Raw genomic sequence first — 24,611 nt, 5'->3', positions numbered from 1 at the left:
CCGCACCCCAAGGTGCGGGCCCCAGCTGCGCAGTGCTGCCTGAGTGATCAGGCGGGGGTGATGTTCTCGGCCTGCGGGCCCTTCTGGCCCTGCGTGACGTCGAAGTTCACCTTCTGGCCCTCCTGCAGCTCACGGAAGCCGGAGGCGGCGATGTTGGAGTAGTGGGCGAAGACGTCGGCGCCGCCGCCGTCCTGCTCGATGAAGCCGAAGCCCTTTTCCGCGTTGAACCACTTCACGGTGCCAGTAGCCATGTCATATCTCCTTAGGGGCAGAGCCCGCGGATCCACACTGTGCGGATCCCACGTCGCCGCGATGATTACCCCGTCCGGAAGCACCGGAAATACAAAAGTGTGCCCGCCGACATCCGACCGGCAAGAACACTTGAAGTTTTTGGGAACCACAACTGCAACTGAGATCAACACTAGCACGAGGGGACCGGGAGAGGCGGGTGCCTAATATCACCGGCCGTGTCGGAACAGACGCGGGAACAGGTCCGGAACAGACCGGGAACAGATCGCGATCAGATCCGGAACATAAAAGCCTCATCGCACATTGCGCGAAATTCTGTGCTGCCGAATGCAGATATTTTCCCGGGGTCGCGCGGGGCCGCACGGGGCCTTCCGGGCCCGGGGTGCGGCGGCCTCAACGCTCGGCGGGACCGCCGGAGCGGGCGGAGCGGCCTCGCAGCTCCTCGTTGAGGCGCAGCGCCTCCTCCAGCTGGTCCTCCAGGATGACGATGCGGCAGGCGGCCTCGATGGGCGTGCCGGCGTCGACCAGATCGCGGGCGCGGGCGGCGATGCGCAACTGGTAGCGGGAGTAACGGCGGTGGCCGCCCTCGGACCGCAGCGGGGTGATCAGGCGCGCCTCGCCGATCGCCCGGAGGAAACCCGGCGTCGCACCGATCATCTCCGCGGCTCGCCCCATCGTGTAGGCGGGGTAATCGTCGTCGTCGAGCCGGTCGGTGGCGTGCGAGGGGGTCTCCGGGGGCATCTGCACCTCTTCCGTCACGCGTGACCGGAGGAGCCGGGCGCCGTACGCCTGCGGGGTGCGCCTCCGCTGCGTACCGCTGTTTCACGTGACTGCACAAGAAACCCTAATCGCCCGGCAAGGCCATGTCTATCGCGGCCGGGACAGATTCGGGCAGCCGGGAAGGGCGCGGCGGATCCGCCCTCGCGGCCTTCCAGCGGATCACTGACCGACTGGTCAGTTGTCGTCGGGAGCACCGCGGGGCCATAATGCACGCGTAGCCCTTCACGCATCCCCCGTCGTGAAGGGCTACACCCCTGTCCGGAGCCTGCTCCGGGCGTCACGGGGCACAGGGCCATTCACGGGCAAGGGACTCCCCTCGTGGTCCCCTGCCCGTGTTTTTTCGAGTTAACAGTGACGTAGAGTGTTTGCGCAAGCTCAGTTCCGACTCCGAGGTGATCGTGGAGGCCCGGATGGCCAAGGACGACGGCGACGAACGCGGTCCGGAACCCCTCGAACCTCCCGGTCCGGACGAGCTGCCCCGCTTCGGCTCACTGCGGGAAAAAGTCGAGTACATGGTCGAGAAGACCTTCCCCGGCCAGAAGATCTCGGGCCGGGTCTTCGCCGAACTGGTCCGCGACCGCGGGGGCTCGCTGTCGCACAGCTACTTCTCCAACATCCTGGCCGGCAAGGTCACCCAGCCCTCCGAGGACATCCTCAAGGCCCTCGGCCTGGGGTTCGGCGTGGACTGGCGCTTCTTCAAGGAGGAGTCCGAGGTCGTCGACGATGTCGTCGCCGGGCTCCAGTTCCTGGCCAAACGGCGCACCGGGGAGATCAGCGGACTGGCCGGCCGGGGCCTGGACGACGACGGGCTGCCGCCGGAACTGCTGCGGTTCGCCCTGTCCCTGCTGGAGGACGCCGCCCGGGAGAAGCAGGGCGACGGGGCGAGCGGCGGGAGAGATTCCGCCGTGCACCACCGTCCCGCGGGCCCGGCAGCGTAGCGTCTTGGTCATGTCCCTGCGGAAACTGCGGAAAGAGTGCGAGGCCGGGCTCGCCGACCTGCCCCTCCCGGTTCCCTTCACGCTGGACGGGCTCGTCGCGAACATGGAGGAGGCGAGCGGACGCACGATCCGGCTGCACGAGATGCCGGACCGCCTCGCCCGCGTCAACGCCGCCTGCGGACTGCGCCTGAAGGCGGGCTCCACCAGCCTCGTCCTCTACCGCCGCAGACCGACCGCGTACCAGACCCAGCACGTCATCCTGCACGAGCTGTGCCACGAGTGGTTCGACCACGGGACGACGCTCGACGCGGAGCAACTGCGCACGCTGCTCCCGGTCTTCGACACCTCGCTGATCGCCCGGATGATCTCCCCGGCCGCCGCCGAGTCCTTCGCCTCCGGCGGCTCCACCGTCCAGGCCCGCGCGCAGTACGACACCCACGACGAACGCATGGCCGAATTCGGTGCCTCCCTGATCCCCCGGATGGCGCGGGACCTCACCACCGATGACATGGTGGGGCGGCTGGACAACTCCCTGTCCCGCCCGGTGGCCCACCGGCGGCGCGGCCTCTTCCCCGGAAGACGGTCCGGCGAAGCCTGACACGTGCCACCAGCCACCAGCCGCGGGCCCCACCCCGCATCACGACCCCGAGGACGAACACCGCCGTGACCCCCCTCGATCTCGCCGGCTACCTCATAGCGGGCCTGATGACGGCCGTTGCCCTGTGGCGTATGCCCGCCGCCCTGTGGGGAGACGAGGAGGACCGCAGACGCCGGGCCCTGTGGGGCTGCTACGCCGGATTCGCCGTCGCACTGTGGACGAAGACCGAGGCGGTACGCATCGGCCTCAACAACAGCGCCGTCACCGACCTCGCCGTCCTCATCAAGCACTACACCGCGACGGTGGCAATTCTGGCCATCCTCAGCTACATCGTGGCGATCTACGGCAGCTACCCCGAAGAGGGCGCGGTCCCCCGCCACGTACGGTTCGCGCGGCTCGTCCAGAAGCTCGCGGCCAAGGCGTCCGTCGCCACGCTGATCCTGCTGACCGTCCTCTTCTTCACCGTGGTCGACCGCTCCGAGCCCTCGGACCGCTTCGTCTCCGACCACGCCGGCGAGTGGGGCGCCACGCTCTACATGAGCGTCTTCTACCTCTACCTCGGGGCCGCCTCCGCCGTCTGCGCCTTCCAGTGGGCGCTGGCCACCCTCGACGCCCGCCGCCGCCATCTGCGCATCGGGCTCGGGATGATGACGTTCGCGATGTTCATCGGCGTCGGCTACACCGTCAGCCGCACCCTCTTCCTGTGGGTCAGCGTGGTCGACGAGCCGAGCGAGGCGTTCGCCCTGCGGTTCGACCAGATCACCGAGGCGGCGCAACTCGTGCTGTTCGCCTTCTTCGCCCTCGGCGCCTCCATCCCCGCGTTCGCGGCCGGGGCGCGCCGGGCCAGGCTGTGGCGGGCCCAGGTCCAACTGCACGCCCTCTGGTACGAGTTGATGGCCGTGTTCCCCGAGCAGCCGTTCGACCCGCCCGCCTCGCTGCCCCGCGAGCTGACCCGGTTCAACGTCCCGGCCGACCTGCGGGTGGACCGCTGGGCCGCCGACATCGCGGACGCCGCCGAGAAGCTGCGCCACTACGTGCCCGACGGGCTGCTCGCCGCCGCCGGACGGGCCGCCGCCCGCGACACGGACGACCCGCGCCGCGCCGAGTCCCTCACCGACGCGTACTGGATCCGGGCCGCCCTGCTCGCCAAGGAGTCCGGCGCGCCCGCCGGAGGGGCCGCGCCGGTCGCCGCCCAGCACGCGGCGGACCAGGACGGCGAGGTGGCCCGGCTGGTCCGGGTCGCCGCCGCGTACCGGACGGTCGACGCGGAGCGCGCCCGCGCCGTCCTCGCGGCCGCGACGGCCGAACCCGCACCGAGGACGACCGCCCGCACGACGGAGACGAGCACATGACGGAGATGAGCGCATGACCGGCCCCACGGACACCACGGCTGACAGCACCACGGACACCGCGCCCGGCGGTGAGGGGATCCCCACCGCCTCCGCCCGCACGGCCTCCGTGGCGCGCACCGTCACCGACGTCCTCCAGCCGCGCAACGTCCTGCTGGCGGGCATGCTCGGCATCGGCCTCGCGGCGGCGGGCGACTGGACGGGGCTGCTCTGGGGCTTCCTCGGGGCGCTCTGCGCCGGACTGATCCCGGCGGGGTACATCGAGTGGGAGCGCGGACGCGGCACCTGGGGCGACCGCCATGTCGTGGACCGTACGAAACGGGCGCCGATCTTCTTCGTGATCCTCGGCTCGATCGGCGCCGGCTCGGTGGTGATGGTGCTGGGAAACGCGCCCACCGGGATCCTCGTCGCGATGCTCGCGCTGTGGGTGATGACGATCGGCCTGCTGGCCGTCAACACGGTGTGGAAGATCTCGGTCGACTCGGCGGTGGCCTCGGCGTCCGTCTCGCTCCTGGCCGTCGTCCACTCCCCCTGGTGGATCGCCGCGTACGCGCTGACCGCGGCCGTCTGCTGGTCCCGGGTCGCCCTCGGCTATCACACCGTCGCCCAGACCCTGGCGGGCGCGGGCCTGGGGGCGGCGACGACGGTGGCGTACGCCTTCGTCTGAGGGGGCCGGCTACCGGGGTGCGGCGTTGCCGGTGACCACGACGGGTCCTTCGACGGTGTTCGCGGTGCAGCCCGGGCCTCCGATCCGTACGGGACCGGAGCTGCGGCTCACCACGACGGGCCCGCTGACGCGCGAACCGCACAGGTGGACCGCTGTCGCCCGGTCCGCCTGGAGCGGGCCGTCCAGCGTGGAGCCGGTGACCACGAGGGCCGCTCCGGGGCGGACGACGACGGGCCCGCGCTGGGCGGCGCGGTCCAGGCAGGTGACGCCGCTCGTGACGACGAGCGGACCGTTGCGGGGCCCGGTGACCGTGGTGGTGCAGGCGGGCACGGGCAGGACGCGGGCCCTGTAGTCGAGGGCCTCGGCGAGCTTGCCGGGCTTCGGGTCGCTCAGCGGCTTGCCCAGCTTGGCGAACTCCCCGCCCGTCTCCTTCTTCCCGCCGTTCCACTCGTCGATCCGGCCGAGCTGGGCGGCGGTCTTCCCGTCGCCCACGACCGCATCGGCGTCCAGCGCCGCCATCGACTTCGAGGCACGCTTCACCAGGTCGAGGTACGGGCCCGGGGCGGTCAGGTCGTACGCGCCCGTGTCGTGCTCGCCGCGCAGCCAGGACCCCCAGGAGAACTCCAGGAACTCCGTGGCGCCGTCCGGGACTTCGTAACCGATGTCCCGGGTGAAGTAGACGAGGCTGCGGTACGGGTCGTCGCGGAAGTGCGTGATGCCGAGCCGGTCCGGAAGCTGCTCCACGCCGAGCGGCCGGTTGTTCTCGTCGCGCAGCCACACCTTCTTCTCGGCGGCCATCCGCTGCCAGAAGGCCGAGGTGGACAGCGAGCTGAAGTTGTCGGTGACGCGGAGCCGGATGTGCATCCGGGGCGAGCCGTCGGGGCCCTCAAGGAAGGACGTCAGCGTGTGGTGCCCGTCGGTGAGGTACAGCTTGCCGCCCGGCCCGATCACGGCCGTCTTCATCGGAGCGATCGTCTCGGAGGTCTCCTGCCCGACCGGCACGGTGCAGGAGAAGCTCGACGGGTCGTCCAGCCGGGCCCCGGGACCGGCCGAGGCCGCCTCCTCCTGTCCGTTGGTCTCGCACCAGTCGTCGAAGCGCTTGTTGACGTCGCCCGCCGCCTCGTCGCGGTCGCTGCCGTACCGGCCGAGCTTGTAGAAGACCTGGTCGAAGCCGAGTACGGCCTGGGTCGGGTGGAGTTCGCCGAGGGTGACGTCGATCAGGTCCCCCGGCTGCGCGCAGGTGCGCGGCAGCGGCCCGCTCCCGGTACACGGGTCGGCGGCGGCCGCCCCGGTGCCGGCCCCGGCCACGACCGTGCCCGCCGCCAGCGCCCCGGCCAGCAGCAGCGCCCCGCACCGCGGCAGCCGTGGCAGCCGTGGCAGCCGTGCCGACCGTGTCCCGGACCTCGATCTGTTCATGTGACGTCCCCTCCCGCGTGATGGTCTTCCGCAGGGGACGATCGCAAGGCGCGACGACCCCCGCGCGGCCGTGGCGTGAACGAGGGATGGCGCCGGGGTGCCACAGCGGGAGCGACGGAGCACGGCCGGCCCCGTTTGCGGGGGTGGCGGACACCCGGTTACGTGGACGGGGAGGGCACGTCCGCGAACGGGCGGCCCCACCGGCTGGAGGTGTCCCCGATGGCGAAGAACCGGTCCGCGACGTCCGCCAAGGGCCTGCGCGGCAGCAAGGCCGGGCTCGTGCTGAGCCTGGGCAGCAGCGCGCTCGCGGTCGTCAGGGCGTCCAAGCAGGTCCGCCGGGCCAAGGGCACGCACGACAAGCTGAACACCGCCGACGCGATGGCCGGGCTGCTGCCGCTGATCACCTCGGCCGCCCTCGTACTGCGGCAGCTGCGCGGCCGCCGGCAGGAGAACCCGCAAGGGACCTGAGCCCCACCCGCACCACGAAAGGCGGCCGGCCCGGAACCGGGGCGGGCCGCCGGTTCCCGGCCTCCCCCTCCCGGGGAGGCCGGAGGCGTCACTCCGAAGGGGTCGGCCGCACCACCGGCGGGCCCTCGCGGATCCGGGACGCGAGGACGGCGATGTCGTCCTCCGCGTCCCCGCCGAACCGGTCCAGCACCTGGTCCAGCAGGTCCTCCAGACGTCCGCTCGGCGGCAGGGTCAGCGAGGCCAGGCGCTGCACGGACACGTCGATGTCCTCGCCCCTGCGCTCCACGAGACCGTCGGTGTACAGGAACAGCACGGTCCCCGGACCGCAGGGCACGGACGCGGTCCGGTACCCGCCGAACCCGGTGCCGAGCGGGGGCCCCACCGGCACCGGCACGACCCGGGCCCCGGCGGCGCCCGGGTCGATGAAGACCGGAGGCAGATGGCCCGCACTGGCCACCTCGCACACCCCGCCGAACCGGTCGACGACGGCGAGCAGACAGGTCGCCGCCCGGTCCAGGCCGGACCGCTCCACCATGGTGTCGAGCTGCTCCAGGATCTGGTGCGGCGGCAGGTCCTCCTGCGCCAGCAGCCGCAGCAGCGAGCGGTACTGGCTCATGGCGACGGCCGCCTCCACCCCGTGGCCCATCACATCGCCCATCGCCTTGAGGTGCCGGCCGTCCTGGAGGGGCACGACGTCGAACCAGTCGCCGCCGACCAGGACGCCCCGGTCCGCGGGGAGGTAGCGGGTGGCGACCTCGACGTGGGAGGCGGGCCCCCAGGGCTCGGAAAGCAGGGAGCGTTGGAGTTCGCGGGCGATGCTGTGCTCGTGGTCGTAGCGGCGGGCGTGGTCGAGGTCGACGCCCGCCCGGACGGCGAGTTCGCGGGCGACGGCCACGTCCTGGTCGCCGAAGGCGGGGGAGCCCTCGGCCCGGACGAGGCTGAGCGTGCCGAGCGGCCGGCTCCGGGCGGTGAGCGGGACGACGAGCGCCTGGCGCAGACCGAGCGCCCGGGAGGCGGCGATCCGGTCCGAGGTCAAGGCGCTGCGCCCCCGCTCTTGGCCCTCCCAGTCGTCGATGACCGGCTCGTTCTCCGCCAGGCAGCGGGAGACCGCGGAGTCCGCCGCGAAGTCGACGTACTCCCCCGGATGGCCGAAGCGCTGCACCTGCTCGTCGAGGTCGCCGTCGCCCCGCAGCGCGGCCCGCCGCAGCCGTACGACGCCGGGGGCCGGGCGGCGCACGGAGTGCCCCACCTCGGCGGGGAACACGTCGACGACCGCGACGTCGGCGAAGTCGGGCACCACGAACTCGGCCAGCTCCCGGCAGGTGGTGTCCATATCGAGCGTGGTACCGATCCGGACGGCGGCGGTGGAGAGCAGGGCGACGTGCCCACGGGCCTGCTCCAGCTCCTCGCGCTGCCGGGTGAGGTCGGTGATCTCGACGACGATGGCCATCAGCCCGCAGCCCTCGCCGTCCGCGTCGAGCCGGTGGTAGGTGGCACGCCAGAACCGCTGGTCCGCCTCGTCCGGCGCCCAGGTCTGCCCGTGAATCGTCTCCTCGCGGGGCTTTCCGTCGTTCAGGACGTCGCGCAGGGCGGCGGCCTGCCCGTGCAGCTCGGGCAGCACCTCGGCGAAGGTCCGCCCGATGTGGGAGGCGGCGGGGACGCCGTTGAGCCGTTCGAGGGCCGGGTTGACGTAGGTGTAGCGAAGATCGTGGTCGAGCACCGCGACGGCGGCCGGATTGCCGTCGAACAGGGCCGCGACAGTCTTCGGGTCGAAGAACGACGGCATGCCGTCATCGCACGTGTCGGCCTGCAAGAGCCTGCCTCCCGCCGTTCGTCGGCTCCCGAGCCTCCATCGTCGGCCGCCCCTTCCCGTACCGCATCCGCAGGGCGGCCGGTGGGGGGCCCAGGGCGGCAGGCGGCCGTGGGGGGCCCGGGTCGGCAGGCGGCCGTGGGGGCCCGGGTCGGCAGGCGGCCGTGGGGGTGGGCCGACAATGGCCCGAGCAACGACGCAGGGCATGAGCGGCCGACAGGGCCTGGGCAGCCGACAGCCCCTCAAGGCCGGACGCCCGCCCGGGCCCGGAGCGGGCCGAGGTCGAGATCGAGGTCCAGATCGAGAGTCCCGTCGGTGGCCTCCGCGGTGGGCGGCAGGGCGAGGGCCTCGCCGACCGGACCCGGCAGACTGCCGGAACCCAGCAGTCCGGTGACCAGCCCGGTGGTGAGCCGGTGCCAGGCGGAGGCCCGGCGGAGCATGGCGTGGTCGCCGCCCCGGACGGTGACCATGCACGTACGGGCGCCGGCGCGACGGGCCCGGGCGGTGAGGGACTGGGTGGCCTGGGGGCTGGTCATCCGGTCCCGGTTGCTGTGTACGAGGACGACGTCACGGCCCGCGAGCTGGGTGACCGGATCCCCCGGCGGGCACCACGGGGCGAGCCCGACGACGCCCCGCACGAGGGGGTGCCCGGCGGCGCGGAGGGCGGCGCGCGCCCCCATGGAGTGGCCCAGGAGCACCACCGGCAGGCCGTCGCCCGCTTCCTCCCGCAGCACGTCGAGGGCGGCCACGGTGTCGCCGAGGGGGTCCGCACGGGTGCCGTTCCAGCCCCGGTGGGCGTACCGCACCTGCCTCACGAGGACGTCCTCGCCGGCGGCGCGGGTGACCGCCCGCACGAAGGGGCGCATCCGGGTGCCGGGCAGGTTGAGCAGACCCGGCGGCGGGGGTTCCGTACCGGTCTCGCGCCCCCCGTGCAGAACGAGAACCGCTGCCGACGGCGGTCGTTGGGCCACGCGTACCTCCAGGTCCGGGCGTGGGGCGCAGGGGCCCCTCTCCCCGTATTCGGCGCCGAGGCCGCTCCGGATGGGTGAAGTGCCGTCCACTGTACGGTCACGGCCACGGAACCATCCGTGCCGTCCGCGCCATCCCCGTATACGACACCGAAGGACCTTCCATGGCATCTGGCCCTCAACTCGGCAGCGCATCACCAGACTTCACCCTCCCGGGCGGCGTCCTGTCCGCCTCGGGCGACACCTTCGAACGCTCCGAGTACCGGCTGTCCACCGCCCGTGGCCGTTCCGTGGTGCTGGCGTTCTACCCGGGGGACAACACCAGCGTCTGCACGAAGCAGCTGTGCTCGTACTCCTCGGGCATGGAGTCCTTCGAGGGCCTCGACGCCGACGTCTGGGGAATCAGTCCACAGGGTGTGGACAGCCACGAGTCGTTCGCCCGCGCCTTCGACCTGCGCATGCCGCTGCTGGCCGACGAGGGCCGGGAGATCGCCAAGGCGTACGGGGTCTCCGCGCCCGGCATCGGGGTGCGGCGGGCGGTCTTCGTGATCGGCCCGGACGGGATCCTGCGCTGGAAGCACGTGGCGCTGCTCGGAGCGACGTTCCAATCACAGACCACGCTCACGGACCGCCTGTCCGGCATCAAAAACGCGTAAAGATTGCCGGAACCCGGCAGTGACCGGAACAGGTGCTGTATGGGATCATCCAGCCAGATCGACGAAAAACACTCGGGGGAAGTCGGCAGGTGTCGACAGGTAGGGGAGTGATCGCGTGACCTTCTTTCTCGGTCTCGGCATTGCGGGAATCGTCCTGCTGGCCCTCTCCCTGATCTTCGGCGGGGTCCTCGAAGGCCTCTTCGACGGCGTCCTGGACGGCCTCTTCGACGGACTGCTCTCGCTTCCGGTGATCGCCGGCTTCATCTCGATGCTCGGCTTCGGCGGAGCGATCGTGCTCGGGACGACGAACACCGGAACGTATCTGGCCACCGTCGTCGGCGTCGTAGCCGGCCTCGTGGCGGGCTGGCTGACCTGGAAACTCAGCCGGGCCCTGATGCGCGACCAGACGCACGCCACGCCGCGCGACTCCGACCTGGTCGGCACCTCGGGTTCCGTCGTGACGGCCATCCCGGCCGAGGGGTACGGCGAGGTGCTGCTGCGGCTGGGCGACCAGCCGGTGAAGTACGCGGCCAAGTCGGCCACGCCAGTCGCGCGCGGGACCGAGATCTGGGTGGAAGAGGCGCTGTCGACCACGTCGGTCGCGGTACGCCCGGTGGAGCGCTGACCACGCACACCGGCTCCACCCGCCCGACCGCCCCACCCCCGGTCAACTCCGCAGCAAGGCCCGCTCCACAACGATCTGCCGTCCCCCAAGGGAGGCAGGGGGGACAAACCTCATGAGTCCAGTAGTCATCGCCGTCATCGGCATCGTCGTACTCCTCGTCCTGCTCGGCCTCGTCGTCATCACGCGATACAAGGTGGCCGGGCCCAGCGAGGCGTTCATCATCACCGGCCGCCGCGGCAAGAAGTCGACGGATCCGGTCACCGGACGCACCAGCATCGACAACAGCGGCCAGAAGGTCGTCGTGGGCGGCGGCGTCTTCGTCGTGCCGTTCGTCCAGCAGAAGTTCACCCTGGACCTGTCCAGCCGGCACATCCCGATCGCCGTGCGCGGCGCGGTGACGCTGCGGGGCGTCAAGTCGAACCTCGAAGGCGTCGCGATCGTCAAGGTCGGCGGCAGCGAGGACGCGATCCGCGCCGCGGCCCAGCGCTTCCTCCAGCAGCAGGACGGCATCGTCGGCTTCACCCAGGAAGTGCTCTCCGGCGCGCTGCGCGCGATCGTCGGCCGGATGTCGGTGGAGGACATCATCCGGGACCGGGCCGCGTTCGCCGGCCAGGTCGCGGAGGAGGCCGAGGCCAGCCTCTCCGGCCAGGGCCTGATCCTGGACGCCTTCCAGATCCAGGACATCACCACCGAGGGCTCCTACCTGGAGGACCTCGGCCGCCCGGAGGCCGCCCGCGCCAAGCAGGAGGCGGACATCGCCGAGGCCATCGCGAAGCGGGCCTCGGAGCAGGCCCGGCTGAAGGCGGCCGAGGAGATCGCCATCGCCGAGCGGACGTACTACCTGAAGCAGGCCGAGATCAAGGCCGAGACGGAAGCCGCGGCCGCCAAGGCCAACGCCGCAGGACCGCTCGCCGAGGCCGCCCGCCAGCAGGAAGTCCTCCAGGAGCAGGAGAAGGTCGCCGAGCGCCAGGCCGCGCTGACCGACCGCGAGCTGGACACGAAGGTCCGTAAGCCCGCCGACGCCGCCCGCTACCAGGCCGAGCAGGAGGCGGAGGCCCGCCGCATCGCCCAGGTCAAGGAGGCCGAGGCCGACGCGGAGCGCTCGCGCCTGACCGGTCAGGGCGAGAAGCTGCACCGTTCGGCGCTGGCCGACGCGGTCCGCATCGAGGGTGAGGCGGACGCCGCGGCGATCGCCGCCAAGGGTGCGGCCGAGGCCGAGGCCATGCAGAAGAAGGCCGACGCGTTCGCGCAGTACGGCGACGCGGCCGTCCTCCAGATGCTGGTCGAGGTCCTCCCGAGCGTCGTCGCGAAGGCCTCGGAGCCGCTGAGCGCCATCGACAAGATGACGGTCATCTCCACGGACGGCGCGAGCCAGCTGGCCCGCACGGTCACCGACAACGTCTCGCAGGGCATGGAACTGCTCAGCTCGACGACGGGCGTGGACCTCGCGTCCCTCCTGGAGAACCTGAAGAACCGCACGACGACGGTCCCGGCCCCGACCACCACCCCGGACGCGCCGGCGGCCGACTCCTCGACCTCGAAGAACGGCGAGATCGAGATCAAGGGCTGACGCGAAGCAGTACGCACACGCACCAGTGCCCGGGAGCCGCACTCCGGCCCCCGGGCACACCCATGCCCGCCGCAACACCCCACCGGCCCGGCCGACTTACGCCTCCGCCGCACCCCGAGCCTCATGCAACGCGAGGATCTCGCCCAGGTCGTGGGCGACCATGACCTGCGCCAGCCGCCCGGCCACGGCCACCACCTCCAACCATCCCTCGACGCGCAGCATCTCCTCGTCAAAACCGCCCGGAGCCTGAGCCTCGGCGACGGTCAGCGCCCGGTCCAACTCCTTGAACAGCGCGACCTCTTCCTCACTGCGCAGACCGATCCCGAGGTAGCGCTCAGGGTGCTCGGCATCGCAGAAGTCGTCGAAGAGCGTGTGGATGACGTAGTCCAAGTTCTCGAACACATCCGGATCGAGCCACACGTCCCGCTGCCACGGCGGATTGGCCAACGCCAACACCGCAGGCACCAGATGAACCCGCGCCCGCGCCATGATCACCCTGTCGTCGTCCACGGAACGGACCCTACGCGGCACACGGGATCCGGCGCGGGCTCGGACTCGGACTCGGACTCGGACAACCGGAGGCGTTGTCAGTCCCCCGGTACCGTCTCCGCCGCCGGGGTCGGCTCCCTCAGCCTCCGTGGTCGGGCCGCGCCGACAGCCCTCGGCGCAGGCACTTCGTGAGGCGGGCCGCGATGCTCCCGCCGGGGTCGCGACGGGGGTTGAAGATCGTGACGTCCAGGCCGACGGCCCGCTCGTCGGCCAGTGCCGTCCGCAGCACCGTCTCCAGTTCCGACCAGGTCAGCCCTCCGGGGAGGCGGTAGTCGACCGCCGGCATGATCGCGATCCCCGTGTCGGAGTCCCGCGTCGCGTCGTAGACCGGCGGTCCGATCCGGCCGGCCCGGACCACTCCGGGGCGGGCCGACAGACCGGCGTCGAGCAGGGCCGCCGGGAGGCCCTGGACGCCGGACGGCCGGAGTCCGAGCACGCGAATACGCGGACGACCGCCCACGCCGTTCGGGTCAGAGCGCTATCGGCCGGTAAGCCAGTGCCCGGTCGACGATCTCTTCCGCCCCACCCGGCCTCGAACCCCTCCCCCTCAGCAGACGTGCCGGTCCCGCTCCGGTGAGTACAGATGGCTGTCCCGGAACTGCTCCGCCCCCAGCGTCCGGCCCACCATGATGACCGCCGTCCGGATCACCCCCGCCGCCTTCACCTGCTCGGCGATCGAGTCCAGGGTGCCGCGCAGGATGATCTCGTCCGGGCGGGACGCCATCGCCACCACCGCCGCCGGGCAGTCCGCCCCGTAGTGCGGGAGCAGTTCGTCGACCACGCGGTCCACGTACCGCGCCGCCAGGTGCAGCACGATCAGCGCGCCGCTGCGGACCAGCGTCGCCAGGTCCTCGCCCGCCGGCATCGCCGTGGCGCGCTGGGCGATACGGGTCAGGATCACCGTCTGGCCGACCGTCGGGACCGTCAGCTCGCGCTTCAGGGCCGCTGCCGCCGCCGCGAACGCGGGGACGCCGGGGACGACTTCGTACGGTACGCCCGCCTCGTCCAGGCGCTTCATCTGCTCGTTCACCGCGCTGAACACCGACGGGTCGCCCGAGTGCAGCCGCGCCACGTCGTGGCCGTCCTCGTGGGCCCGGACCAGCTCCGCCGTGATCTGCTCGATGTCCAGGTTCGCCGTGTCGACCAGGCGGGCGTCCTTCTGGCACTCGGCCAGCAGTTCCACCGGGACCAGGCTGCCCGCGTACAGGCAGACCGGGCTGGCGGCGAGGATCCGGGCGCCGCGCACCGTGATCAGGTCGGCGGCTCCGGGGCCCGCGCCGATGAAGTACACGGTCATCGTCTGTCTCCCATGTGCGAACTTACGTCTGAGGATGAGGGTTTGGTCACCGACCACTGGGTCACCGGCATCGCCTGCCGCCAGCCCGTGAACCCGCCGACCGGTACGGCGTGCGCGACCGACAGCCGTACCAACTCGCCGCCGTACGCCTTGTGCCGTTCGGCCAGCAGCGCCTCCGACTCCAGCGTCACCGTGTTCGCGACCAGCCGGCCCCCCGGCCGCAGCGCCTCCCAGCACGCGTCCAGCAGGCCCGGCGCGGTCAGGCCGCCGCCGATGAACACCGCGTCGGGGAAAGGGAGTTCGGCCAGAGACGACGGAGCCGGGCCGGTGACGACCCGCAGGCCGGGGACGCCCAGGCGTTCCGCGTTACGGGTGATCCGCTCGGCCCGCACCGGGTCTCGCTCCACGCTCACCGCCCGGCAGGACGGGTGTGCCCGCAGCCACTCGATCGCGATCGAGCCCGAGCCGCCGCCCACGTCCCAGAGCAGTTCCCCGGGCGCGGGCGCCAGCGTCCCCAGCGTGACGGCCCGGATGTGGCGCTTGGTGAGCTGGCCGTCGTGCTCGTACGCCTCGTCCGGCAGCCCCGGCACCGTGCCGAGCCGCAGCGCATCCGCCGACGCCCGGCACGCGATCGCGATCACGTTCAGCCGGTCCCCGGGCTCGTGCGCCCACTCCGCCGCGAGGCCGTCGACGTACTCCTCGTCCTCGCCGCCCAGCTGTTCCAGCACCCGCAGCCGGCTCGGGCCGAAGCCATGGGCCGTGAGCAGGGCCGCGACCGTGGCCGGGGTGCTCGCGTCGGCGCTCAGGACCAGCAGGCGTCGGCCCTCGTACAGGGAGGCCACCAGCCGGGACACCGGGCGGCCCACCAGCGTCACGACCTCCGTGTCCTCCAGCGGCCAGCCGAGGCGCGCGCAGGCGTACGAGACGGAGGAGGGGTGCGGCAGGACGTGCAGCCGCTGCGGCCCCAGCTCCTCCGCCAGCGCCCGCCCGATCCCGTAGAACATCGGATCCCCGCTGGCCAGCACCGCGATCCGGCGCTCCCCGTACTCGGCGAGCAGCCAGGGGACGGCCGGCCGCAGCGGCGACGGCCAGCCCACCCGTACCCCGGCGCACTCCGGCGGGAGCAGGTCCAGCTGGCGCGCCCCGCCGATCAGCACCTCCGCCTCGCGCAGCGCATCCCGCGCCGTACCGGTCAACCCGGACCAGCCGTCCGCGCCGATGCCCACAACGGCGACGGGGCACGGAAGCGGGGCTGGGGATGCGGGCACGGGCCGGGACCTCGTCGTTCGGGTTTCAGGAGGGCGGAAAGCGGGCGCGACGAGCGGAAACGAAGCGCAGCCGAACTTTACTGAACGCCCCGTTCCGCCCACCCCGCCGGGTGAATCCGAGAAAACTTCGCGCGTGGTGTCGAGAAGCCCTCACCGGCCCCGACGTCCCCTGTGCAAGAGGAAGAACGACCACAGAGCGACCACGAGCGACCAGGAGGCGACGGTCATGAAGTATCTGGTGATGGTCCAGGGCAGCCAGGCGGACTACGAAGCGCAGAGCGGCAAGGGAAGCGCCGACAGCCCGGTCTGGGACGAGAAGGCCGTGCAGGCGATGTACGCCCACATGGGCAGCATCAACGACTACCTCTCCGAGTCGGGCGAGCTGGTCACCGGCTACGGGCTGCGGGAGCCCGCGTCGGGCCGGGCCGTCAGCGTCGACGGCGAGGGGCGTCCGGTGGTCTCGGACGGGCCGTACAGGGAGACGAAGGAGCTGCTCGCCGGGTTCTGGGTCCTCGACTGCGAGAGCCTGGAAAGGGTGACCGAGATCGCCGCCCGCGTGGCACGCTGTCCGCAGCCGGCCGGGGCGCCCGACTACCCGGTCCTCATCCGGCCCGTCGACGGCGGGCTCGACGACTGACCGAGCCGAAGGGTCCAGGTGGGCCGAGAGACCGACGACATCGAGGACCTGCTGCGCCGCCACGCGCCGCAGGTCCTCGGCGCGCTCGTGCGCCGGTACGGGCACTTCGACCCGGCCGAGGACTCCGTCCAGGAGGCCCTGATCGCGGCCGCCGAGCAGTGGCCCGGGGACGGGATCCCCGACAACCCGCGCGGCTGGCTCATCCGGGTCGCATCGCGCCGCCTCACCGACCGGCTGCGCAGCGACGAGGCCCGCCGGCGGCGCGAGGAGGCGGCGGCGGCCCTCACCCCGGCGGACGCGTTCGTCGCCCCGCCACCCGGGGAAGGACCCGCCGACGAAGGCCCCTCCGGCCCGGGCCGGGCCCCCTCCGAGGACGACACGCTCACCCTGCTCTTCCTCTGCTGCCACCCCGCGCTCTCCCCCGCCGCCCAGATCGCGCTGACCCTCCGCGCGGTCGGCGGCCTCACCACGGCGGAGATCGCCCGCGCCCATCTGGTGCCGGAGGCGACGATGGCGCAGCGGATCAGCCGGGCCAAGCGGACGGTGCGCGGTACGCAGTTCCGGCAGCCGGACGCCCGGGACCGCGACCAACGCCTCGCCGCCGTGCTCCAGGTCCTCTACCTGATCTTCAACGAGGGCTACACCGCCACCGCCGGTCCCGACCTCCACCGCACGGACCTGGCCCGCGAGGCGATCCGGCTGACCCGTTCCGTCCGCCGGCTGCTCCCCCACGAGGGCCGGGTCACCGGGCTGCTGGCGCTGATGGTCCTCACCGAGGCACGCACCCCGGCGCGCACCGGGCCGGACGGTGAGCTGATCCCCCTCGACGAACAGGACCGCACCCGCTGGGACGGTACGGCGATCGCGGAGGGCACCGCCCTGGCCGAGGAGGCACTCGCCCAAGGACCGGCCGGGGACTACCAGCTCCAGGCCGCGATCGCCGCCCTGCACGACGAGGCGGAGCATGCCGAGGACACCGACTGGCCGCAGATCCTCGCCCTGTACGACCTCCTCGTACGGCGCACCCCCGACCCCGCCGCCGCGCTCGGCCGGGCGGTCGCGGTGGCCATGGTGCACGGGCCCCGGGCGGGGCTGGCGGAGGTGGACGCGCTGGCGGGCGCGGGGGCAGCGGAGCAACGCACCTACCGGCTCGACGCCGTACGAGCCCATCTCCTGGAGCGGGCCGGGGACACGGCCGCCGCCCGTACCGCCTACCGCGCCGCCGCCGACGCCACCCTCAGCGAGCCCGAGGCCCGCTACCTGCGGATGCGGGCGGACCGGCTGGAGCGGTAGGGCGGACGGCCCTGCGGGGCTCCCTCCTGCCCACCGCTCCTCTACCCGCCTGTCGGGCTCGGACCGTACTTCGGACCGGGCCGGCCGAGCCGGCCCATCACAGATTCGAGCCAGACGCCCGCCGACAGAGGTGCGGGCGGATCCACTTCCAGGCCGAGCTCGGCCAGCCCGAGGACGTAGTCGGTCTCCTCCAGATTCAAGGCAAGAAGTTCGGCGACCTCTCCGACCAAGCGAGCGACGAGAGCCCCATCCGTTGTGGCCTCGTAGTGGCTCACGGCCGCCTCGTGGTCGGGAAACTCGTCCACCATGTCCTGCGAGAACCATCCCCCGAGGAACTGGGCGAGTTCCGGGAAGCGAGCCTGCCACTCCCAGTGCGTCCGAGGCACCGACGGCATAGGAACCTCACTGGAGTCGACGCTGTGCCTCACCTGGTCCGCAAGCTGGAGCAGCCAGTCCTGCGTACGCGACTCGGGCAGGCCGACGTCCGGTACGGAATAGAACTCACCCAGGCGAAGGCGGAGCCGACCGGGCGGGAAGCGGGCGTACTCACGAAGCTGCTGTTCCGCGATGGCCAGGGCCCAGGGGCGGGTGTGCCAGGTGTGGCGCAGATAGGCCTGCAGCGCGTGGCTCGGCGCCCGCCCGTCTGCGTCCCCGTTCCCGTCCACGACCTCGGCGTTCTGCCCGATGTGCGCGCTGACGACCTGATCCAACTCGCCGTAACGGCGATCGAATTCGTACGGTTTCATCGGCATGGTCGAGGGCCCTTTAGAGGTAGATCGGGAAAGTGGAGTGCACGACAAAACCGTGTGCGCTCCCGGCATCACGCTGGAGGACCACTCGCGCCGCGCGGACATCTACAGCACCGTGTCCGGAAACCATCATCGACTGCAGCAGAACCCGTCCCACGGGATCGGTCCGGGAAGGCCAGGCAGCTTCGATGGACAGGCGCACCCGCGTGCCCTGGGCCAGCCATCGGTGAACCCTCTGCTCATTCCGGGTGATGACCTGCTGAGTGCACCAGTGCGCGGTTTTCCGGTCGGGGTAGGTCGAGGAACGATTGGTCACAGCCCACTCTCTCAGTCAATGACGAAGCCCCAGAAAACACCGACCTCGGTCGGCGAGACCACAATTACTCCGCAGTCCAGTGCATAGTCCGTGAAGCCCTCGTAAGCGGCTTCCCTTCCGAACATGTCACCGTTCGGATCATCCCTGGCAGCGGAAGCATTCGTATAGCAGAGCGCATCATGGCCGAAACGTTCGAGGATCAATCCTGCATGCCGTATCAACTCCGGTTCGCGCTTGTCGAACCCGGGGATTCCGGCAGTGAGGAACCAGTCACCCTGCAAGGTGACCAGGACCTGGGCCGCTCCCCGCCTCGAAACCTCGTACACCGCATCGAAGTCCGCGGAGCGAGGAGGGAGAAAGGGTCGATCGGGACCGCAAAGCGTGTGCACGTCGCCTTCCGGGGCATTGTTGATGCTCCACCATCCCCGCGGGTCACGAGTCCTCAGCCTCATGACGTCAACGGCACCTCTGCGCCAGCCCCCTTCTCCCTCCTCGGACGGACCCACCGCGGCGAACGCACTGCCGCCGAACAGCTCGCACACGGCTGTCTTCCAGGTCTCTTTGTCCACCACGGTCATGTGACTTCTCCCGGTCTGTCGGTCAGGGGCGGCGTCGGTCAGGCATGGTTTCGACCAGGCGAACTAGGGAGGCGGAGGGAGGTCGGAGGGCATTGATGTCAGTACGACGTAGGGCGGATGGCCGCCTGTTACCGGCCTGAGCGTGACCATCACGTTGTTCGCATCGTGCGGCGCGGAGTCACCACGGCTCCAGGACGTGCCCACCGGGTCGGTGAATTCGAGCCCAAGGTTTCGGGTGGACCTAGCAGGATCAGGGTTCCCCGCCAGCCATTTTTCGATCCTCTGCTGATTACGGGGGTCGTCCAGGACGGCTTGGGTGTACCGCTGCGCGCCGCCCCGACCACATCGGCTCGGCATGTGGCGGCTGCCCGAAAGACGTGGTGGGCCCGCTCGCCAGGCACCTGTGCCTCGTCGAACACAGCTACGCACGGGCGGCCCCTCGCACCACGGCCGACGCTCCTTGCCCCTCGCCTTACTCCCTTCGGCCGAGAGGGAAGAGGCCATCGGCGTAGTCCCGGTCGCCGTCGTCCGCCGGGCTCGCGATGATCGGCAGCATGACCACGAGCGGCAGCAGCGGCAAGGGCACAGGCACGGGCAAGGACATCACCCTGCGGATCGCCCAGAATCCGGAGGCCGACGAACTCCTCGGCCGCAGCCCGCTGGCCACTCTGGTCGGCATGCTGCTGGACCAACAGGTGCCGATGGAGTGGGCGTTCACGGGCCCGTACACCCTCGCGGAGCGGATGGGCTCCGACGACCTGGACACGGGCCGGATCGCCGCCTACGACCCGGACGCCTTCACCGAACTGTTCACCACCAAACCAGCCCTCCACCGCTACCCCGGCTCCATGGCGAAGCGGGTGCAGCAGCTGTGCCAGTTCCTGGTGGCGGAGTACGACGGCGACGCGAGCGCGGTGTGGCGGGACGCCGCGACCGGCGACGAGCTGCTGGAACGCCTCAACGCACTGCCCGGCTTCGGCGAGCAGAAGGCCCGGATCTTCCTGGCGTTGCTCGGCAAGCAGTTGGGCGTGCGTCCGAAGGGGTGGCGGGAGGCGGCAGGCCCTTACGGGGAGGCAGGATCGCACCGGTCGGTCGCCGACATCACGGGCCCGGAGTCGCTCGTCGAGGTGCGCGCGTACAAGCAGGAGGCCAAGGCGGCGGCGAAAACGGCCAAGACGGCCAAAGCGGCGAAGAAGTCCGGCGCCCCGCGGAAGAAGTGACACGGCCTGGCGCCGGAACGGGCCGACACCCCCGCCCCGCCGATCGGAATCAGCCACACCGGTTCACAGGCGTCACCCCGCTCGCTAGCTTTCGCAGCACATTCGTTCAGCCGTTCCGTCACTGAGCCGTTCGGAGTACCAGCGGCTCGGGGCGTCAGCCGTTCAGACCGGAAGGACTCCTGTGCACGCAACACGTCGCAGAGCCATGGCTGTCGTGGCCGCCACCGCCCTGGCCACACCGCTCCTCCTGGCCGCGTCCCCGCACCCCGGACGCCCCGCAGCGCACGACCCCGGAAAAGAAGCAGCAAAGCTGTCAAGGGAGTTGGTGAGGAACGCGTCCGCACGCGACGCCCACCGCCACCTCCAGCAGTTCCAGGCGACAGCCGACTCCACCGACGGTCACCGCGCCGCCGGCTCGCTGGGTCACGACGCCTCGGCGGCGTACGTCTACCGGCAGCTCCAGCGCGCCGGGTACAAGGTCTCGTACGAGAGCTTCCGGTTCACCTACACGGAGACGCTGGCCGAAAGGCTCGCCGTGGTGTCGCCGACGCCCCGCGACGTGTCGATCAAGGCCATGACGTACACACCGTCGACGAAGGAGGGCGGCCTGACGGCACAGCTCGTCGCCGTGCCCGTCGACGAGACGACGGGCTGCGAGGCCGCCGACTATCCCTCCTCGACCTTCACCGGCAAGATCGCGCTGATCAAGCGCGGCGGCTGCTCGTTCGCCGAGAAGCAGGCGGCCGCCGCCGACGCGGGCGCGGCCGGAGCGGTCATCTACAACAACGTCGAGGGCGTACTGTCCGGCACGCTCGGCGAGGTCGCCGCCGGGAAGATCCCGACCGGCGGGCTCACCCAGGAGGAGGGCGAGAAGCTCGTCGCCGACCTCGCGGGCGGCGAGGTCACGGTCTCCTTCGAGATCCGCGAGCTCCAGGAGGACCGCCCCACCCGCAACGTCATCGCCGAGACGCCCGGCGGCAGCGCGGCACGGACCGTGATGCTCGGCGCCCACCTCGACTCGGTGACCGAGGGCCCCGGCATCAACGACAACGGCTCGGGCTCCGCGGGTCTGCTCGACGTCGCCCTGAAGCTGGCGAAGTCGAAGAGCGACCCCGCCAACAAGGTCCGGTTCGCCTGGTGGTCGGCGGAGGAGAACGGGCTGATCGGCTCGGAGAAGTACGTCGCGGCGCTCTCCGAGAAGCAGCGCGAGCAGATCAAGCTCTATCTGAACTTCGACATGATCGCCTCGCCGAACGGCGTCCAGTTCGTCTTCGACGGCGACGACTCCGACCAGGTCGGCGCGGGCCCCGGCCCCGAGGGCTCGGCCCAACTGGAGCGCGACATCAACGAGTTCCTCGACGACAAGGGAAATCCGCACGCGGGCACGGACTTCACCGGCCGCTCGGACTACGGCCCGTTCATCGAGGCCGACATCCCCTCCGGTGGTACGGACACCGGCGCGGAGGGCATCAAGACGGCGGCCCAGGCCGAGGTGTACGGGGGCGAGGCGGGGATCGCGTACGACCCCTGCTACCACGCGGCCTGCGACGACCTGGACAACATCGACATGGGTCACTTCGACACCAACATCGACGTGATCGCCAACGCGGTCGGGACGTACGCGCACGACCTGCGCTCGCTGACCCGCCCGGTCGACCCGGACACCGGAACCGGCACCCCCGGCAGCGGTGCGCCCGGCAGCGGCGGCGGCCTGCGCGAGGGTCACGGCCGGGTCTCCGAGTAACCGGCCACGCCGGGGCCCGGTACGACGGGCACTCCTGGGGTCGGCACGACGGGCACTCCTGAGGTCGGCACGACGGCCCCGGAGCCCGGTACGCATGCCGTACCGGGCTCCGTACCGCGCCCCCTCGGACCCCCACCCCCCTCGAACCCTCGGCCCCTCTCCCCCCTCCAACTCCCTCGGGCCCCGCCGCGCCCCCTCCACCCCCTCCCCTCGAATCCGCCTGACGACCCCCGCCCCGCCCCGTCCCGTTATCACGCGCTATTCAGCGCTATACGGCGTTTGCACCGCCACCGCGGTGGGCTTCCGTGGCTGCGCCCGGTGGCTCTTGCCCGGTAGGCTTTCCGTGTGATCTTCAAGCGCATCGGAAATGGGAAGCCATACCCCGACCACGGCCGGGAAAGCACCCGCCAGTGGGCGGATGTCGCGCCGCGTCCGGTTCGCCTGGACCAGCTCGTGACCACCAAGGGCCAGCTGGACCTGGAGACCCTCCTTGCCGAGGACTCCACGTTCTACGGCGACCTGTTCGCGCACGTCGTGAAGTGGCAGGGCGACCTCTATCTGGAGGACGGGCTGCACCGGGCGGTCCGCGCCGCGCTGCAACAGCGCCAGGTCCTGCACGCCCGCGTCCTCGACCTGGGCTGACACGCCCCCGGCGCTCTCACACTCCCGCGCGCGCTGCCACCACCTGGCTCCGGCGCGCGCCCCGCCGCGAGGCAACCCAGGCACACACCCCACCGGGGTTTCCGCATCCCGCCGAGGCTCGTATTCGAGCTTTCGGGTGCTTTCACGCTCATCCGGGTGCCACACGTTGATCATTTAGTACGCATCATCACCGGGTCGCATTACGCTGCCTCCATGAGCATGCTCACTCCCCCCGGCATGGGCGGAAAGTACCGCATCACGGGCGACGCCTACCCCCGTATGCGCCGCCCCCGGCACCGCCGCAGGCTGGTCCTCGCGGGCATCGGAGCCGTCGTCGCCCTCGGCCTGGCCGGCTGGGGCACTCTGCAGCTCATCGACGTCTTCACCGGCGGCGACAAAAGCGCCAGCGCGGCCGACCAAAAGCGGGACTGCCCCACCGCGAAGCCGTCCGCGGCCCCCGCCAAGGCGCTGCCGAAGCCGGCCGCGATCAAGGTCAACGTCTACAACGCGACGACGCGCAGCGGGCTGGCCAAGGCCGCGGCCGAGGAGCTCAAGAAGCGCGGTTTCGCCATCGGCGAGGTGGGCAACGCGTCGAAGGAGTACGACAAGAAGGTGCCGGGCGCGGGCGTACTGCTCGGAGCACCGGCCGCGAAGAACGGCAGCTTCACGGTGCTCGGCACCCAGCTCGCAGGCGCGGTGCAGAAGACGGACACCCGGAAGACGGGCGAGGTGGATCTGATCCTCGGGGCGAAGTTCAAGGCGTTCAGCACCCCGAAGGAAGCCACGGCGGCGATGACGGCCCTGACGAAGCCGGCCCCGTCCCCGTCCCCCTCCTGCTGAAGCCTGCTGCCGGGGGCGCACCCCGGCGCGCACCCGGAAGCGCCCCGCTCCGGCACCGTACGCACGAGCACGAGACCGTGCGTGACGTACGCGCCGGAACGGGGCGCAAAGTCGTGAGGGAGGGGTAGGGAAGGGTCGGGGCTGGGCCCTACTCGGCCGTCCCGTACATCCGGTCCCCCGCGTCCCCGAGGCCCGGCACGATGTAGCCGTTCTCGTTGAGCCGCTCGTCGACGGAGGCGGTGACGACGGTGACCGGGGCGCCGGCCAGCTCTCGCTCCATGACCTCGACGCCCTCGGGCGCGGCGAGGAGGACGACGGCGGTGACGTCGTCGGCGCCGCGCTTGATCAGCTCGCGGATGGCCGCGACGAGGGTGCCGCCGGTGGCCAGCATGGGGTCCAGGACGTAGACCTGGCGGCCGGAGAGGTCCTCGGGCATCCGGGTCGCGTACGTCTCCGCCTGGAGCGTCTCCTCGTTGCGGATCATGCCGAGGAAGCCCACTTCGGCGGTCGGCAGCAGCCGCACCATGCCGTCCAGCATTCCGAGACCGGCGCGCAGGATCGGCACGACGAGCGGCCGGGGATGCGAGAGCTTGACGCCCGTCGTGGGCGTCACCGGGGTCTCGATGTCGACCTGCTCGGTACGCACATCCCTGGTGGCCTCGTAGGCGAGGAGGGTGACCAGCTCGTCGGCGAGCCGCCGGAAGGTCGGGGAGTCGGTGCGCTTGTCGCGCAGCGTGGTGAGTTTGTGCGCCACCAGCGGGTGGTCGACGACGTGGATCCGCATGTGTCAACAGTAACCGCGCCGCCCGGCACTCTGCGCTGGCATCAACCACCTGTTCGGGGGAAGGTGGGGGCATACGGACCCAGCACTGGGGTGGTGTGTCGATGGCTGACGGGGATCTGCGGGATAACCCGGCCTCGCGCGGAGCGCGCGACGGACGCGACGCCGAGGGCATGGCGGGCGCGGCGGGTGGTGTCGAGGACGCGCAGGAGAGTGACGCGGCCCGCCGACGGCGACGCGCCCAGTTCCTCCGTGAGCTCCATGAGGCCAAGCAGTTGCGGGACCGGGTGCAGCCGCGCCGGGCCCGGGCCGCCCGGATGCGCCAACAGATGCGGATGCGCACGTTCCGCTGGTGAACCGGCGGGGAAGCGACGGGGAATCAGCGGGGCATCGGCGAACGGACGACGGGCGCTCCCTGGCTCCTCCCCCTGGCGTTTCCGCTGCTGAACCCTCCGCGTACCACCGGCGCACTCCCCCTCCGATCGGCCCTCCGATCAGCCCTCCGATCGGCTCGTCAGGGCGAGGGCCGACCAGGCACTCCTGGAACTGATGGACGACGCAACGGTCGAAGAGGTCTCGCGCGGCGCTTGTTTCTGCCACGAT

At 71.4% G+C, this 24,611-nt stretch carries 29 protein-coding genes; 15 read left to right on the top strand and 14 right to left on the bottom strand.

Annotation, left to right across the window (positions count from 1 at the left end; genetic code table 11):
* Positions 1-47: 47 nt before the first annotated feature.
* Positions 48-251 carry a cold-shock protein gene (locus tag ACFWM7_RS09880; protein ID WP_015609674.1) on the bottom strand — a complete coding sequence of 68 codons (204 nt, stop codon included), beginning with the start codon at positions 249-251 and terminating at the stop codon, positions 48-50.
* A gap of 391 nt (positions 252-642) precedes the next feature.
* Positions 643-990, bottom strand: coding sequence for a MerR family transcriptional regulator (locus tag ACFWM7_RS09875; protein ID WP_073958229.1), 348 nt, complete (start codon positions 988-990; stop codon positions 643-645).
* 404 nt (positions 991-1,394) lie between these two features.
* Between ACFWM7_RS09875 and ACFWM7_RS09870 the strand changes: the two genes are divergently transcribed.
* The 4 genes from ACFWM7_RS09870 (at position 1,395) to ACFWM7_RS09855 (ending at position 4,581) form a co-directional block, all read left to right on the top strand.
* On the top strand, positions 1,395-1,967 hold the full coding sequence (locus tag ACFWM7_RS09870) for a hypothetical protein (RefSeq protein ID WP_383257351.1): 573 nt from the start codon (positions 1,395-1,397) through the stop codon (positions 1,965-1,967).
* 10 nt (positions 1,968-1,977) lie between these two features.
* The gene (locus tag ACFWM7_RS09865; RefSeq protein WP_383257349.1) at positions 1,978-2,565 is read left to right on the top strand and encodes a toxin; all 588 of its coding nucleotides are present in this window, start codon (positions 1,978-1,980) and stop codon (positions 2,563-2,565) included.
* 65 nt (positions 2,566-2,630) lie between these two features.
* Positions 2,631-3,917, top strand: coding sequence for an MAB_1171c family putative transporter (locus ACFWM7_RS09860; RefSeq protein WP_383257345.1), 1,287 nt, complete (start codon positions 2,631-2,633; stop codon positions 3,915-3,917).
* 13 nt (positions 3,918-3,930) lie between these two features.
* Positions 3,931-4,581, top strand: coding sequence for a hypothetical protein (locus ACFWM7_RS09855; RefSeq protein ID WP_383257342.1), 651 nt, complete (start codon positions 3,931-3,933; stop codon positions 4,579-4,581).
* A 9-nt stretch (positions 4,582-4,590) separates the two neighbouring features.
* Here ACFWM7_RS09855 and ACFWM7_RS09850 read toward each other — a convergent pair whose 3' ends face one another.
* Positions 4,591-5,997 carry a ParB-like protein gene (locus ACFWM7_RS09850; protein WP_383257339.1) on the bottom strand — a complete coding sequence of 469 codons (1,407 nt, stop codon included), beginning with the start codon at positions 5,995-5,997 and terminating at the stop codon, positions 4,591-4,593.
* A gap of 219 nt (positions 5,998-6,216) precedes the next feature.
* Here ACFWM7_RS09850 and ACFWM7_RS09845 point away from each other — a divergent pair, with 219 nt between their 5' ends.
* Positions 6,217-6,465: a hypothetical protein gene (locus tag ACFWM7_RS09845; protein ID WP_383257336.1), complete on the top strand. Its 249-nt coding sequence runs from the start codon at positions 6,217-6,219 to the stop codon at positions 6,463-6,465.
* Between the two features lie 88 nt (positions 6,466-6,553).
* On the opposite strand, the gene ACFWM7_RS09840 is transcribed toward ACFWM7_RS09845, so the two are convergent.
* Together ACFWM7_RS09840 and ACFWM7_RS09835 are read right to left on the bottom strand one after the other, a co-directional pair.
* Entirely contained in the window at positions 6,554-8,251 is a 1,698-nt protein-coding gene (locus ACFWM7_RS09840) for a SpoIIE family protein phosphatase (RefSeq protein ID WP_383257333.1), read from the bottom strand.
* Positions 8,252-8,517: 266 nt separating this feature from the next.
* Positions 8,518-9,246: an alpha/beta fold hydrolase gene (locus ACFWM7_RS09835; protein WP_383257330.1), complete on the bottom strand. Its 729-nt coding sequence runs from the start codon at positions 9,244-9,246 to the stop codon at positions 8,518-8,520.
* Between the two features lie 161 nt (positions 9,247-9,407).
* Between ACFWM7_RS09835 and ACFWM7_RS09830 the strand changes: the two genes are divergently transcribed.
* From ACFWM7_RS09830 to ACFWM7_RS09820, 3 genes are all read left to right on the top strand, one after another.
* Positions 9,408-9,899: a peroxiredoxin gene (locus ACFWM7_RS09830; protein WP_383257327.1), complete on the top strand. Its 492-nt coding sequence runs from the start codon at positions 9,408-9,410 to the stop codon at positions 9,897-9,899.
* Positions 9,900-10,014: 115 nt separating this feature from the next.
* On the top strand, positions 10,015-10,524 hold the full coding sequence (locus tag ACFWM7_RS09825; RefSeq protein WP_383257323.1) for a hypothetical protein: 510 nt from the start codon (positions 10,015-10,017) through the stop codon (positions 10,522-10,524).
* A gap of 112 nt (positions 10,525-10,636) precedes the next feature.
* Positions 10,637-12,094, top strand: coding sequence for a flotillin family protein (locus ACFWM7_RS09820; protein ID WP_383257320.1), 1,458 nt, complete (start codon positions 10,637-10,639; stop codon positions 12,092-12,094).
* A gap of 96 nt (positions 12,095-12,190) precedes the next feature.
* Here the strand turns inward: ACFWM7_RS09820 and ACFWM7_RS09815 are convergent, their stop codons facing one another.
* The 4 genes from ACFWM7_RS09815 to cbiE all read right to left on the bottom strand — a co-directional run bounded on the left by ACFWM7_RS09815 (position 12,191) and on the right by cbiE (position 15,208).
* Positions 12,191-12,604: a hypothetical protein gene (locus ACFWM7_RS09815; RefSeq protein ID WP_383257317.1), complete on the bottom strand. Its 414-nt coding sequence runs from the start codon at positions 12,602-12,604 to the stop codon at positions 12,191-12,193.
* A 118-nt stretch (positions 12,605-12,722) separates the two neighbouring features.
* Positions 12,723-13,079 (bottom strand): arginase family protein, encoded by a 357-nt coding sequence (locus tag ACFWM7_RS09810; RefSeq protein ID WP_383257313.1) that lies wholly within the window; start codon positions 13,077-13,079, stop codon positions 12,723-12,725.
* Between the two features lie 111 nt (positions 13,080-13,190).
* Positions 13,191-13,940, bottom strand: a complete 750-nt coding sequence (cobM, locus tag ACFWM7_RS09805) for a precorrin-4 C(11)-methyltransferase (protein WP_383257310.1) — start codon at positions 13,938-13,940, stop codon at positions 13,191-13,193.
* The gene (gene cbiE, locus ACFWM7_RS09800) at positions 13,937-15,208 is read right to left on the bottom strand and encodes a precorrin-6y C5,15-methyltransferase (decarboxylating) subunit CbiE (RefSeq protein ID WP_383257305.1); all 1,272 of its coding nucleotides are present in this window, start codon (positions 15,206-15,208) and stop codon (positions 13,937-13,939) included. Before cbiE ends, cobM begins: the two co-directional genes overlap by 4 nt.
* 226 nt (positions 15,209-15,434) lie before the next feature.
* Here cbiE and ACFWM7_RS09795 point away from each other — a divergent pair, with 226 nt between their 5' ends.
* Both ACFWM7_RS09795 and ACFWM7_RS09790 read left to right on the top strand, forming a co-directional pair.
* Positions 15,435-15,845 (top strand): YciI family protein, encoded by a 411-nt coding sequence (locus ACFWM7_RS09795; protein WP_383257301.1) that lies wholly within the window; start codon positions 15,435-15,437, stop codon positions 15,843-15,845.
* 18 nt (positions 15,846-15,863) lie between these two features.
* Positions 15,864-17,138: an RNA polymerase sigma factor gene (locus tag ACFWM7_RS09790; RefSeq protein WP_383257298.1), complete on the top strand. Its 1,275-nt coding sequence runs from the start codon at positions 15,864-15,866 to the stop codon at positions 17,136-17,138.
* A 41-nt stretch (positions 17,139-17,179) separates the two neighbouring features.
* Here the strand turns inward: ACFWM7_RS09790 and ACFWM7_RS09785 are convergent, their stop codons facing one another.
* From ACFWM7_RS09785 to ACFWM7_RS09770, 4 genes are all read right to left on the bottom strand, one after another.
* Entirely contained in the window at positions 17,180-17,890 is a 711-nt protein-coding gene (locus ACFWM7_RS09785; RefSeq protein ID WP_383257295.1) for a contact-dependent growth inhibition system immunity protein, read from the bottom strand.
* A 13-nt stretch (positions 17,891-17,903) separates the two neighbouring features.
* Complete coding sequence (locus ACFWM7_RS09780; protein WP_383257292.1) at positions 17,904-18,203, bottom strand: RNase A-like domain-containing protein; 300 nt, start codon at positions 18,201-18,203, stop codon at positions 17,904-17,906.
* 11 nt (positions 18,204-18,214) lie between these two features.
* On the bottom strand, positions 18,215-18,781 hold the full coding sequence (locus ACFWM7_RS09775; RefSeq protein ID WP_383257289.1) for a hypothetical protein: 567 nt from the start codon (positions 18,779-18,781) through the stop codon (positions 18,215-18,217).
* A 63-nt stretch (positions 18,782-18,844) separates the two neighbouring features.
* Positions 18,845-19,138, bottom strand: a complete 294-nt coding sequence (locus ACFWM7_RS09770; RefSeq protein WP_383257286.1) for an RNase A-like domain-containing protein — start codon at positions 19,136-19,138, stop codon at positions 18,845-18,847.
* Between the two features lie 197 nt (positions 19,139-19,335).
* Between ACFWM7_RS09770 and ACFWM7_RS09765 the strand changes: the two genes are divergently transcribed.
* The 4 genes from ACFWM7_RS09765 (at position 19,336) to ACFWM7_RS09750 (ending at position 23,227) form a co-directional block, all read left to right on the top strand.
* Positions 19,336-20,001 (top strand): HhH-GPD-type base excision DNA repair protein, encoded by a 666-nt coding sequence (locus ACFWM7_RS09765; RefSeq protein WP_383257283.1) that lies wholly within the window; start codon positions 19,336-19,338, stop codon positions 19,999-20,001.
* Positions 20,002-20,206: 205 nt separating this feature from the next.
* Positions 20,207-21,745: a M28 family metallopeptidase gene (locus ACFWM7_RS09760; RefSeq protein ID WP_383257280.1), complete on the top strand. Its 1,539-nt coding sequence runs from the start codon at positions 20,207-20,209 to the stop codon at positions 21,743-21,745.
* A gap of 345 nt (positions 21,746-22,090) precedes the next feature.
* Positions 22,091-22,387: a type II toxin-antitoxin system VapB family antitoxin gene (locus tag ACFWM7_RS09755; RefSeq protein ID WP_003967677.1), complete on the top strand. Its 297-nt coding sequence runs from the start codon at positions 22,091-22,093 to the stop codon at positions 22,385-22,387.
* A gap of 237 nt (positions 22,388-22,624) precedes the next feature.
* Positions 22,625-23,227 carry a LytR C-terminal domain-containing protein gene (locus ACFWM7_RS09750; protein ID WP_383257365.1) on the top strand — a complete coding sequence of 201 codons (603 nt, stop codon included), beginning with the start codon at positions 22,625-22,627 and terminating at the stop codon, positions 23,225-23,227.
* 148 nt (positions 23,228-23,375) lie between these two features.
* Here ACFWM7_RS09750 and upp read toward each other — a convergent pair whose 3' ends face one another.
* The gene (gene upp, locus ACFWM7_RS09745) at positions 23,376-24,011 is read right to left on the bottom strand and encodes a uracil phosphoribosyltransferase (RefSeq protein ID WP_383257276.1); all 636 of its coding nucleotides are present in this window, start codon (positions 24,009-24,011) and stop codon (positions 23,376-23,378) included.
* 101 nt (positions 24,012-24,112) lie between these two features.
* Between upp and ACFWM7_RS09740 the strand changes: the two genes are divergently transcribed.
* The gene (locus ACFWM7_RS09740; RefSeq protein WP_383257272.1) at positions 24,113-24,364 is read left to right on the top strand and encodes a hypothetical protein; all 252 of its coding nucleotides are present in this window, start codon (positions 24,113-24,115) and stop codon (positions 24,362-24,364) included.
* Positions 24,365-24,611: the final 247 nt, after the last annotated feature.

This window comes from Streptomyces sp. NPDC058375 (assembly GCF_042723425.1).
In the GTDB taxonomy this organism is placed as follows: domain Bacteria; phylum Actinomycetota; class Actinomycetes; order Streptomycetales; family Streptomycetaceae; genus Streptomyces; species Streptomyces durocortorensis.
This window is presented reverse-complemented; position numbering and strand designations above follow the sequence as displayed.

Bases quoted from the DNA above. Each gene is read 5' to 3' on its own strand.
- ACFWM7_RS09880 (WP_015609674.1), bottom strand. From the start codon at position 251: ATGGCTACTGGCACCGTGAAGTGGTTCAACGCGGAAAAGGGCTTCGGC.
- ACFWM7_RS09875 (WP_073958229.1), bottom strand. From the start codon at position 990: ATGCCCCCGGAGACCCCCTCGCACGCCACCGACCGGCTCGACGACGAC.
- ACFWM7_RS09865 (WP_383257349.1), top strand. From the start codon at position 1,978: ATGTCCCTGCGGAAACTGCGGAAAGAGTGCGAGGCCGGGCTCGCCGAC.
- ACFWM7_RS09855 (WP_383257342.1), top strand. From the start codon at position 3,931: ATGACCGGCCCCACGGACACCACGGCTGACAGCACCACGGACACCGCG.
- ACFWM7_RS09850 (WP_383257339.1), bottom strand. From the start codon at position 5,997: ATGAACAGATCGAGGTCCGGGACACGGTCGGCACGGCTGCCACGGCTG.
- ACFWM7_RS09845 (WP_383257336.1), top strand. From the start codon at position 6,217: ATGGCGAAGAACCGGTCCGCGACGTCCGCCAAGGGCCTGCGCGGCAGC.
- ACFWM7_RS09840 (WP_383257333.1), bottom strand. From the start codon at position 8,251: ATGCCGTCGTTCTTCGACCCGAAGACTGTCGCGGCCCTGTTCGACGGC.
- ACFWM7_RS09830 (WP_383257327.1), top strand. From the start codon at position 9,408: ATGGCATCTGGCCCTCAACTCGGCAGCGCATCACCAGACTTCACCCTC.
- ACFWM7_RS09820 (WP_383257320.1), top strand. From the start codon at position 10,637: ATGAGTCCAGTAGTCATCGCCGTCATCGGCATCGTCGTACTCCTCGTC.
- cobM (WP_383257310.1), bottom strand. From the start codon at position 13,940: ATGACCGTGTACTTCATCGGCGCGGGCCCCGGAGCCGCCGACCTGATC.
- ACFWM7_RS09795 (WP_383257301.1), top strand. From the start codon at position 15,435: ATGAAGTATCTGGTGATGGTCCAGGGCAGCCAGGCGGACTACGAAGCG.
- ACFWM7_RS09785 (WP_383257295.1), bottom strand. From the start codon at position 17,890: ATGCCGATGAAACCGTACGAATTCGATCGCCGTTACGGCGAGTTGGAT.
- ACFWM7_RS09775 (WP_383257289.1), bottom strand. From the start codon at position 18,781: ATGACCGTGGTGGACAAAGAGACCTGGAAGACAGCCGTGTGCGAGCTG.
- ACFWM7_RS09770 (WP_383257286.1), bottom strand. From the start codon at position 19,138: ATGCCGAGCCGATGTGGTCGGGGCGGCGCGCAGCGGTACACCCAAGCC.
- ACFWM7_RS09765 (WP_383257283.1), top strand. From the start codon at position 19,336: ATGACCACGAGCGGCAGCAGCGGCAAGGGCACAGGCACGGGCAAGGAC.
- ACFWM7_RS09760 (WP_383257280.1), top strand. From the start codon at position 20,207: ATGGCTGTCGTGGCCGCCACCGCCCTGGCCACACCGCTCCTCCTGGCC.
- ACFWM7_RS09750 (WP_383257365.1), top strand. From the start codon at position 22,625: ATGGGCGGAAAGTACCGCATCACGGGCGACGCCTACCCCCGTATGCGC.
- upp (WP_383257276.1), bottom strand. From the start codon at position 24,011: ATGCGGATCCACGTCGTCGACCACCCGCTGGTGGCGCACAAACTCACC.
- ACFWM7_RS09740 (WP_383257272.1), top strand. From the start codon at position 24,113: ATGGCTGACGGGGATCTGCGGGATAACCCGGCCTCGCGCGGAGCGCGC.